At 62.2% G+C, this 5,750-nt stretch carries 7 protein-coding genes; 1 reads left to right on the forward strand and 6 read right to left on the reverse strand.

Translation table 11 applies throughout. From position 1 onward, the window contains the following. Positions 1 to 110: 110 nt before the first annotated feature. Complete coding sequence (locus HU811_RS24095) at positions 111 to 743, forward strand: TetR/AcrR family transcriptional regulator (protein WP_047226059.1); 633 nt, start codon at positions 111 to 113, stop codon at positions 741 to 743. Positions 744 to 818: 75 nt separating this feature from the next. Here the strand turns inward: HU811_RS24095 and HU811_RS24100 are convergent, their stop codons facing one another. From HU811_RS24100 to ssuE, 6 genes are all read right to left on the reverse strand, one after another. Continuing rightward, positions 819 to 1,034, reverse strand: a complete 216-nt coding sequence (locus HU811_RS24100; RefSeq protein WP_003177394.1) for a TOBE domain-containing protein — start codon at positions 1,032 to 1,034, stop codon at positions 819 to 821. Positions 1,035 to 1,129: 95 nt separating this feature from the next. After that, positions 1,130 to 1,936 (reverse strand): aliphatic sulfonates ABC transporter ATP-binding protein, encoded by an 807-nt coding sequence (gene ssuB, locus HU811_RS24105; RefSeq protein ID WP_186658472.1) that lies wholly within the window; start codon positions 1,934 to 1,936, stop codon positions 1,130 to 1,132. Next, complete coding sequence (ssuC, locus tag HU811_RS24110; protein WP_186658474.1) at positions 1,933 to 2,715, reverse strand: aliphatic sulfonate ABC transporter permease SsuC; 783 nt, start codon at positions 2,713 to 2,715, stop codon at positions 1,933 to 1,935. Before ssuC ends, ssuB begins: the two co-directional genes overlap by 4 nt. Positions 2,716 to 2,722: 7 nt before the next feature. Continuing rightward, on the reverse strand, positions 2,723 to 3,871 hold the full coding sequence (gene ssuD, locus HU811_RS24115; protein WP_186658476.1) for an FMNH2-dependent alkanesulfonate monooxygenase: 1,149 nt from the start codon (positions 3,869 to 3,871) through the stop codon (positions 2,723 to 2,725). 24 nt (positions 3,872 to 3,895) lie between these two features. Next, positions 3,896 to 4,861, reverse strand: a complete 966-nt coding sequence (locus HU811_RS24120; RefSeq protein WP_186658478.1) for a sulfonate ABC transporter substrate-binding protein — start codon at positions 4,859 to 4,861, stop codon at positions 3,896 to 3,898. 90 nt (positions 4,862 to 4,951) lie between these two features. Beyond that, the gene (gene ssuE, locus HU811_RS24125; RefSeq protein WP_186658480.1) at positions 4,952 to 5,545 is read right to left on the reverse strand and encodes an NADPH-dependent FMN reductase; all 594 of its coding nucleotides are present in this window, start codon (positions 5,543 to 5,545) and stop codon (positions 4,952 to 4,954) included. Positions 5,546 to 5,750: the final 205 nt, after the last annotated feature.

Here is a 5,750-nt window from a genome sequence, read left to right on the forward strand (position 1 = left end):
CCAGCGGGAGCAAGCTCCCTCGCCACAGGAATTCCTTTCCCCACAAGCACAAGCTATGGACCCACCGCCCGCTCTGCGTACAATGCCCGGCAGCCCCGCAGGAGACACCGATGACGCGCACCGCCACCCCTCGCAAGCCTCGCGCCCGCAGCCAGGCCCGGATCGACTCGATTCTCGATGCCGCCCGCACGCTGCTTGCTGCCGAAGGCGTGGCCAGCCTGTCGATCTACAGCGTCGCCGAACGCGCCGGCATCCCGCCCTCCTCGGTGTATCACTTCTTCGCCAGCGTCCCGGCGCTGCTGCAAGGGCTGACCGCCGACGTCCACGCGGCCTTTCGCGCCTGCCTGCAAGTGCCGATCGATCATGCGCGACTGAACCACTGGCACGACCTGTCGCGGCAGGTGGAGCAACGCATGCTCACCATCTACAGCCAGGACGCCGCCGCCCGCCAACTGATCCTGGCCCAACATGGCCTGACCGAAGTCATCCAGGCCGACCGTCAGCACGATCTCGAACTCGGCGAATTGTTGCACAAGCTCTTCGCTCGCCATTTCGAGCTGCCAGCGCTGCCCCATGATGTTGATGTGTTCGCCCTGGCCATGGAACTGGGCGACCGCGTCTACGCCCGCTCGGTGCAGCAACACGGCCAGATCACCCCGCGCATGGCCGAAGAAGGCATGCGGGTGTTCGATGCTTACCTGGGGTTGTATCTGCCACCGTATTTGCCCAAGCGCTCTGATTGATCGTTCCCACGCAGAGCGTGGGAACAAAAAAGCCCCGAAGGGCTCAAGCCGTCCGGGGCTGTGGTGGAACATCGCTCACAACTTGGCGATAGACACCTCCGTGGATTTGACGAAGGCGATCACTTCGCTGCCAATCGCCAGCTCCAGCTCCTTGACGGAACGAGTGGTGATGACCGAGGTGACAATACCCGAGGCAGTCTGCACGTCGATTTCCGACAGCACGTCGCCTTCGACGATTTCCTTGATGGTGCCTTTGAACTGGTTGCGTACGTTGATGGCTTTGATCGTCATACGATTTCTCCTGGGGGTTGAAATGAGCGGCAAGCGGCAAGTAAAAAGCCGATTTGCTTTGACTTGTCGCTTATAGCTTGAAGCTTGCCGCTGCCTCACTGCGCCCACCGCAATTGCGTAGGCAAGGGTGAAACGGGTTCTGGCTCCGGCGGTTGGCCGGGCAAGGACAAAACACGGTTGAGGACTTCGGTTTCCAGGCTCGCCAGCCGATGAGAGCCGCGAGCGCGTGGGCGTGGCAGGTCGATGGCCAGGTCGAGGCCGATCCGGCCATCTTCGATCAGGATCACCCGATCGGCGATGGCCACCGCTTCGCTGACGTCATGGGTCACCAGCAGCACGGTGAAGCCGTGTTGCTGCCACAGGCGCTCGATCAATTGCTGCATCTCGATCCGGGTCAGGGCGTCCAGCGCCCCCAAGGGTTCGTCGAGCAGCAACAGGCGTGGCTGATGAATCAGCGCGCGGGCCAGGGCCACCCGTTGTTTCTGTCCGCCAGACAGCGCCGCCGGCCACTCATGGGCGCGGTCGGCCAAGCCGACGGCTTCCAGTGCTTGCAACGCCTGCGGGCGCCAGTTGCCCTTTAGCCCGAGGCCGACGTTGTCGATGATTTTTTTCCAGGGCAGCAAACGCGCCTCCTGGAACATCAACCGCGTGTACTGTTGCGCGGCACTCAACGGTGCCGGACCCGCCAGCAATTGGCCGTCGGTGGGTTGATCGAGGCCCGCCAGCAAGCGCAGCAAAGTACTTTTGCCGCAGCCGCTGCGCCCGACCACTGCAACGAACTGCCCGGCCGGTATATGCAGGTCGATGTCACGCAGCACCTGGCGTGAACCAAAGTTTTTTTGCAATTTGCGCACGGCCAGCGGGACACCGCGCAGCAGGCGTGGAGGTTGTTGGGCGGTCATGCGGTGCCTCCCTTGCTCACTTGATACGCCGGGTGCCAGCGCAGCCATACCCGCTCAAGCCCGCGGGCGGTAAGGTCGGCCAGCTTGCCGAGCACGGCGTACAGAAGAATCGCCAGGACCACCACGTCGGTCTGCAGGAATTCCCGGGCATTCATCGCCAGATAACCGATGCCGGCACTGGCTGAAATGGTTTCCGCCACGATCAGCGTCAGCCACATGAAACCCAGCGCAAAGCGCACGCCCACCAGGATCGAAGGTAAGGCGCCCGGCAGGATCACTTGGCGAAACAGGCTGACGCCGGACAAGCCGTAGCTGCGGGACATTTCCACCAGCGCCGGGTCGACGTTGCGAATACCGTGGTAGGTATTGAGGTAGATGGGGAACAGCGTGCCCAGCGCCACCAGGAAAATTTTCGCTGACTCATCGATGCCGAACCACAGGATCACCAACGGAATCAGCGCCAGGTGCGGCACGTTACGCACCATCTGCACCGAGCTGTCCAACAGTCGCTCGCCCCATGTCGACAGGCCGGTGATAAACCCCAGCACCAGGCCGATGCTGCCACCGATCAGGAAACCCACCGCTGCGCGCCAACCGCTGATGGCCAGATGCGTCCATATCTCGCCGCTACGCACCAGGTTGACCCCGGCTTCGATGACGGCCACGGGGGCCGGCAGGATCCGCGTGGACAACCAGCCTGCCGATACCGACAGTTGCCACACCGCCAGCAACAGCAGCGGCACCGCCCAAGGCACCAGGTTGTGGATAATTTTCTTCATGGCCACCTCAGCTCTGGGATGCGGCTTTGGGAAGAATATCGTTGGCGACCATTTCACCAAACGGGCTCACATAGCCTTGGCTCTTCGGCAACTCCGGGCGCTCCACGTCCAGGTGTGGGAACAGCAGTTCCGCCACGCGATAGGACTCTTCCAAGTGTGGATAACCGGAGAAGATAAAGGTGTCGATACCAAGGTCGGCGTACTCCTTGACTCGGGCCGCCACGGTCGGGCCATCACCCACCAACGCCGTTCCGGCGCCGCCGCGCACCAGGCCGACACCGGCCCACAGGTTGGGGCTGACTTCCAACTTGTCGCGTCGTCCGCCATGCAACGCGGCCATACGTTGCTGGCCCACCGAATCGAAACGCGCCAGGGAAGCCTGGGCACGGGCAATGGTGTCGTCGTCCAGGTGGGAGATCAGCCGGTCGGCCGCTCGCCAGGCTTCGGCGTTGGTTTCACGCACAATCACATGCAGGCGGATGCCGAAGCGCACGGTACGACCAAGCTTCGCGGCCTTGGCCCGCACTTGTTCGATTTTTTGCGCGACGGCTGCGGGCGGCTCGCCCCAGGTCAGCACCATTTCCACCTGTTCGGCAGCAAGATCCTGGGCGGCTTGCGACGAGCCGCCGAAATACAGCGGCGGACGCGGTTGCTGGATCGGCGGATAGAGCAGCTTGGCGCCCTTCACACTGATGTGCTCACCGTCATAATCCACTGTTTCGCCTTCCAGCACCCGGCGCCAGATGCGGGTGAACTCCACCGACGCCTGGTAGCGCTGCTCGTGGTCCAGGAACAGGCCGTCGCCAGCCAGCTCGTCTGGGTCGCCGCCGGTCACCAGGTTGAATAGCGCACGTCCGCCGGACAATCGGTCGAGCGTCGCGGCCTGGCGCGCCGCCACCGTCGGGGAAATGATCCCGGGGCGCAGGGCGACGAGGAACTTCAGGCGCTGGGTCACCGGAATCAACGAAGCGGCCACCAGCCAGGAGTCCTCGCAGGAACGCCCGGTAGGAATCAGCACACCGCCGAAACCCAGTCGATCCGCCGCCTGGGCAACCTGCTGCAGGTAGCCGTGATCGACGGCGCGGGCGCCTTCAGCAGTGCCAAGGTAATGGCCATCGCCGTGGGTGGGCAGGAACCAGAAAATATTGAGGCTCATGGAGTGGTCTCCTAAGGGATCGAATTACTGCGCGTTCACAACGGCCGCCGGCGGCGTCCAGATCACGTCCTTGATGCTCAAGGGCTTGGGGATCAATTTGAGCTGGTAGAAGCTGTCGGCGATTTTCTGCTGCGCCAGCACCACCTCTGACGTGAGGAATAACGCCCCAAAGCCCTGGCGCTTCATCGAGGCGAGGGTGATATCAGCAGGCAGGCCGAGCAACGGCGATACCTGTCGGGTCACGTCTTCGGGATTGGCGCTGGCCCACTCCCCCACCGCGCGCACTTCCTCCACCAGGGCGGTAATGACCTGAGGATTTGTTTGCGCATAGGATCGGGTGGCGAGGTAGAACTGATGGTTGTCGACGATCCCTTGGCCGTCACGCAGGGTCCGCGCCTGCAACTGTTGTTCGGCGGCGGCCTGATACGGGTCCCAGATCACCCAGGCATCGACACTGCCACGCTCGAACGCAGCGCGGGCGTCGGCCGGTGGCAGGAACACAGTGTGGATGTCGGCGTATTTGAGACCGGCATCCTCCAGCGCCCGCACCAACAGGTAATGGACGTTGGAGCCTTTGTTCAGCACGACTTTCTTGCCCTTGAGGTCTTGCACCGACTGAATGGGCGATCCCTTGGGCACCAGGATCGCCTCGCTGGTGGGCGCTGGGGGTTCGTAGGCAACGTAGAGCAAATCGGCGCCTGCCGCCTGGGCGAACACCGGCGGGGTTTCACCGGTCACGCCAAAGTCGATGGAGCCGACGTTCAGGCCTTCGAGCAGTTGCGGGCCACCGGGAAACTCGGTCCATTGCACGTCCACGCCTTGGGCAGCGAGGCGCTTTTCCAAAGTGCCCTTGGCCTTGAGCAGCACCAACGTGCCGTATTTTTGATAACCGATCCGAAGGGTCTCGGCTTGAGCCTGGGTGATGGCGCCGAAGGACACAGCCGCAGCAAACAGAGCGACCAGCCCGCGACGCAAAATGACAGTGCGCATGGCGCCTCTCCTTTTGCTGTGGGGTTTTGGCTGCACCTGCTTGGCCGTTGGCGGCTGAGTAAGGTGGAGTTGAATCAGTGATGTATCGGGTCAGATGCTCCAGCGAGCACTCAATAGGCGTTCATTCAATACGCTGGGGTCCAGCGGCTTTGGCCGGCGAGCCATGGCGCTGTAGAACTGCTCCAGCGCTTCGCTCAGGCGCTCTTGCAGGGCCGGGGCCAACTGCGCCTGGGCACTGCCTTCGCCATAAGCGATCTGGTTGTCTTCGGCGAAAATCCCATGGAGCATTTCCTCGGCCTTGAGCGCCGACAGCACCGGCTTGAGGGCGTAATCCACCGCCAGCATATGGGCGATGCTGCCGCCCGTGGCCATGGGCAATACCACCTTATGGGCCAGGGCACGCTCCGGCAGAAGGTCCAGCACTGTTTTCAATGCGCCGGAAAAAGACGCCTTGTAGACCGGCGTGGCGATCAGCAGGCCGTCGGCATGCTCGATCTGCTCGAGCAAATCGACCACCATCGGGCTGCCGAAACGGGCATGAAGCAGATCCTCGGCGGGAAAATCGCGTATCTGATAGCTCACCACTTCCACCCGCTGTTGCTGCAACCAACGTTTTGAGCGCTCCAGCAGCACTCCTGAACGGGAGCGCCGGCTGGGACTGCCGCCGAGCGAGACAACCAACATACCAACCACTCCTCAACTGAAACGTGCGATGCGCGGTGGGCGATGTCGCGGGATGGAGCAAACCATAGCAGCCGGTTTATATATCTTTAAATCATATTTATTCATTTATTTATTCGATAAAAATATATAAAAATCAGAGCGTAAAAAAGGCCGTCGGAACGGCCAAAACCCTTTGGCGCACAGAAGCCCTTTGTGGGAGCGAGCC

Source organism: Pseudomonas tehranensis (assembly GCF_014268615.1).
Lineage (GTDB): Bacteria > Pseudomonadota > Gammaproteobacteria > Pseudomonadales > Pseudomonadaceae > Aquipseudomonas > Aquipseudomonas tehranensis.